Below are 4,132 nucleotides of genomic sequence, written 5' to 3' on the forward strand. Positions count from 1 at the left end.
CCCCCCAGCCACAGCCCCTCCAGGACGCCCTCCGACAGGGGGCCCGCGAGCAGCGCGCACACCGGCACGCAGAGCCCCTGGATGACGGCCCGCACGGAGTACACGCGGCCCCGCACCCCGGGCGCGACACAGCGGGCCCACAGGGCCTGCACGCAGGTGGAGAGCCACGACAGGCACAGGCCGCTGACGAACAGGCCGCCCGCAATCCACGGCACCGAGCGCCACAGACCGATGGCGCTGATGGCGAGGCCCCCGGCGAAGGCAGCGCCCAGCAGGCCGTCCACCAGCCGCCGCGGTCCCCCCCAGGCGCTCATCAGCAGCGCGCCCGTCAGGATGCCCGCGCCCCCGGCCGCGAGCGTCGAGCCGAGCGCCACGGGGCTCGCGAACGACAGCACCAGCGGAGAGACGGCCAGCGTCACCAGCTCCACGATGAAGCTGATGGCGGCCCAGACGAGCAGCACGCCGAACAGGCCGGTCCGCTGACGCAGGTACACCCAGCCCTCCGCCGCCTCGCGCAGCAGGCCCTGTCGCGGCGCCTCCGCGCCCGCGAAGAGGCGCGGGGGGACGCGCAGCCGGGCCAGCGTGGACAGCCCGAACAGCGCGGTCACCACGTCGATGACCACCACGCCCGTCAACCCCACCGTCGACACCAGCACCCCGGCCACGATGGGGGCCGCCAGCCCGGAGATGGCGTCGCTGATCTGCAACATCCCATCCGCGCGCGCCGCCTCCCGCCGGGCGACGAGCTGCGTGACGAGCGCGAAGTGCGCCGGCTGTCCCAGCGAACCGCACAGCGAGTTGGCCGCGACGATGAGCCAGATGTGCCAGGTGTCCAGCCGCCCCACGAACAGCAGCGCCGCGAGCGCCAGGGTGCAGAGCGTGGCGCCCACGTCGCTGAGGATGAGCGCCCGGCGGCGGTCCATCCGGTCCACCAGCGCGCCCGTGAAGGGCATGACGAGCACCGCCGGCAGCGAACCGAACAGCACGATGAGGCCGAACTGGGAGGCCGACCCGGTCCGCTGGAAGACCCAGACACCCAGGGAGAAGCGCGTCAAGGCGGACCCCGCCTGCGTCACCGTCTGGCCCAGCCAGAACAGCAGGAAGGGCCGCGACCAGACGCGTACGCCGTCCTCCAGGCGGTCGGCGGCTCCGGATGGCGTCATCGGTCCCTGCATGGCGTTGGCGGGCCGCGCGGAGGTCGGGAGCACCGCTCCCTCCCTCGCGTCAGAAGCCCTCGAGGTTCAGCCTCCGCCCGAGCCGCGCGTACCCCTCCAACAGCCGCAGCACGGGCCGCCGCAGCACGGGCGGGGAGAGCTGCCGCGCCGCTTCCGACGCGACGTAATGCACCGCGAAGGGCATGTACCGGGCCGCCTCCGTGACGTGGGCGAAGTTGTAGGTGAGCGAGACGCTGGCACTCAGCGTGTACACCTCATGCAGCCAGCAGCCCGGGATGAACAGGATGTCGCCCGGTTCGAGGACGGTCTCCAGCACGCGGGCGCCCGCGTAGGCCTCCCGCAGGCGCGGCGAGTCCCACGGCTCCGGCGTGCGGGACTTCAGGTCCGGGAAGAGGGGCGCCTGGTCCGGGGAGATGAGGAAGCACCGCTTGCGGCCATGCACCTGGCACAGCACGGCGTTCGTCAGCCCGGAGTCCGCGTGCAGCTTCGTCACCGCCCCCTTCGGGGAGACGTAGATGCCGGACGCCGGGTGGCGCAGCGTCGTGGGATCCGAGCGCAGCACGTGCGGGTGCAGGTAGAAGCGCTCGGGCAGGAAGGAGGGCCGCGCCCAGTCGTCCCGGACGCACCGGAACAGCGCGTCCGTGAACCCGCCGTCCTCGTCCGACCAGCGCAGGTAGGGCACCTCCTGGCCCGCGGGCACGTCGCCGGACTCAAAGCGTGGCAGCAGGTCGACGTAGTCCGCGAAACGCATCCGGCGCGTCTCCTGGAAGCCGCCCCCCTGGAGGCACACGGTCATGTCCCCCAGCAACCCCTTCAGGTAGTCGGGCGTCCACTTCCCCAGGGCCGCCCAGTCGCGCATCGCGTCCGTGACGACCACCGGCCTGCGCTGGCGGAGATGGTCCCGGATGAAGGCGTGGTCGCTCAGGCCTGCTCGGCGTTCAATCTGTGGAAACTGCACGGACAGTCGTCCTCGCGAGGGCGGATTCGCGGGTGGAAACTATCACCATTCCTCTCCTGGGAAAGCCCCCTTACCTGGACACAACGCGATATGACATATTGGCCGGATTCCAGGCGGCGACTCCAAATGCCTCCCACGCCCCGGACTGAACTCCTCCCAGAACGTCTCGAACGTCCGTCCATGGAAACCACTCGCGTCCGTCCTCCGCACTTCACCGACGAGCAGCCCGCGACGCTGATTGAGCTCGGGCGCCTGCGGGCCGCGAGCCAGCCGGACCGCGTCGTCCACACCTTCCTCCGGGACGGAGAGCGTGAAGACGCCTCGCTGACGTTCGGGCAGTTGGACCAGCGGGCACGGGCCATCGCCGCGGTGCTGCAACAGGGAAGCGCCGTGGGGGAGCGCGCGCTCCTGCTCCAACCACCGGGGTTGGACTTCATCGCCGCCTTCATGGGGTGTCTGTACGCGGGCCTCATCGCCGTGCCGGCGTACACGCCCGGCCGTGGCAACCTGAAGCGGACGCTGCCGCGCCTGCTGTCCATCGCGGCGAGCGCCCGGCCGTCGGTGGTGCTGACCTCGCGGGAGATTGAACAGTTCCTGCGCCCGCGCGCGCCCGAGCTCCCGGTGTCGCGCTGGTGCGCCACGGACGTGCTGCCCGCCGGGGCGGAGTCGGCCTGGGTGCCGCCCGCGGTCTCCGGCGAGTCGCTCGCCTTCCTCCAGTACACCTCCGGCTCCACCTCCGCGCCCAAGGGCGTGAGGGTGAGCCACCGCAACCTGCTGCACAACCTGGAGGCCATCCACGCGGGCTTCGGGCACACCGAGGACAGCGTCGCGGTGACGTGGCTGCCCGCCTTCCACGACATGGGGCTCATCGACGGCATCCTGCAGCCGCTCTACGGCGGCTTCGTGAGCCACGGCATGGCCCCGCTGGCCTTCCTGCAACACCCGCTGCGGTGGCTCCAGGCCCTGTCGCGCTACCGCGCCACCCACAGCGGCGGCCCCAACTTCGCCTACGACCTCTGCGTCAGCCGCATCCCGCCCGAGCAGCGCGCGGCGCTGGACCTGTCGAGCTGGCGCGTCGCCTACAACGGCGCGGAGCCCGTGCGGCGGGACACCCTGGAGCGCTTCGCCGACGCGTTCGCGGTGGCCGGGTTCCGCCGCGGCGCCCTCTACCCCTGCTACGGGCTGGCCGAGGCGACGCTCAAGGTCAGCGGCGGACCGTCCTCCACCGGGCCGGTGTACGCCCGCGTGCGGGCCGCGGCGCTGGAGCGCCACGAGATCGTTGACGCCACGGAGGCGGGGGACGACTCACGCTGGCTCGTGGGATGCGGCACGCCCGCGGCCGACCTCACCGTCGTCGCCGTGGATCCGGAGACCCGGCGCCCCTGTGGCCCGGAGCGGGTGGGAGAGCTCTGGGTGCGCGGCCCCAGCGTCGCGCAGGGCTACTGGAACGAGCCCGAAGAGACCGCCCATGCGTTCCAGGCGCGGCTCGCCGGGGAGCCGGAGGCGGACCCCTTCCTGCGCACCGGCGACCTGGGCTTCCTGCGGGATCAGACCGTGTTCGTCACCGGGCGGCTCAAGGACCTCATCATCCTCCACGGGCGCAATCACTATCCCCAGGACATCGAGGAGACCGTCGAGCGCAGCCACCCCTCCGTGCGCCAGGGGGCGTGCGCGGCGTTCCCGGTGGACGTGGACGGCGAGGAGCGGCTGTTCGTCGCGGCGGAGCTGGACCGGCACGCGCCGGGCGTCCGGGCCTCCACGACCCCGGACGCGGAGGAGCGGCTGGACGACGTCGTGCGGGCGGTGCGCAAGGCCGTCGCCGACGCTCATGAAGTCCAGGTCCACCAGGTGCTGCTGCTGCGCCCGGGGACCCTGCCCAAGACCTCCAGCGGCAAGCTGCAACGGCGGGCGTGCCGCCAGGGCTTCCTCTCCGGAAGCCTGAGCACGCTCCAGGCCGGCCCCGAACTCAAGTCCCCTGGCCACGACTGAGCCCCATCCC

The 4,132-nt window shown here is 72.4% G+C and carries 3 protein-coding genes; 1 reads left to right on the forward strand and 2 read right to left on the reverse strand.

Features of this window, described 5'->3' with window-relative positions; all coding sequences use genetic code 11:
• Together D7W82_RS02175 and D7W82_RS02180 are read right to left on the reverse strand one after the other, a co-directional pair.
• On the reverse strand, nucleotides 1-1,208 hold a 1,208-nt coding region (locus D7W82_RS02175; RefSeq protein WP_147439182.1), incomplete at its 3' end, for an MFS transporter.
• A 16-nt stretch (nucleotides 1,209-1,224) separates the two neighbouring features.
• Entirely contained in the window at nucleotides 1,225-2,133 is a 909-nt protein-coding gene (locus D7W82_RS02180; RefSeq protein WP_158617563.1) for a cupin-like domain-containing protein, read from the reverse strand.
• Nucleotides 2,134-2,313: 180 nt separating this feature from the next.
• Between D7W82_RS02180 and D7W82_RS02185 the strand changes: the two genes are divergently transcribed.
• A complete protein-coding gene (locus D7W82_RS02185) occupies nucleotides 2,314-4,122 on the forward strand; it encodes a fatty acyl-AMP ligase (RefSeq protein WP_120616729.1) in 1,809 nt (602 codons plus the stop codon).
• The last annotated feature ends 10 nt before the right edge of the window (nucleotides 4,123-4,132 follow it).

This window comes from Corallococcus sp. CA049B (assembly GCF_003611685.1).
GTDB classification, from domain to species: domain Bacteria; phylum Myxococcota; class Myxococcia; order Myxococcales; family Myxococcaceae; genus Corallococcus; species Corallococcus coralloides.

Bases quoted from the DNA above. Each gene is read 5' to 3' on its own strand.
- D7W82_RS02185 (WP_120616729.1), top strand. From the start codon at position 2,314: ATGGAAACCACTCGCGTCCGTCCTCCGCACTTCACCGACGAGCAGCCC.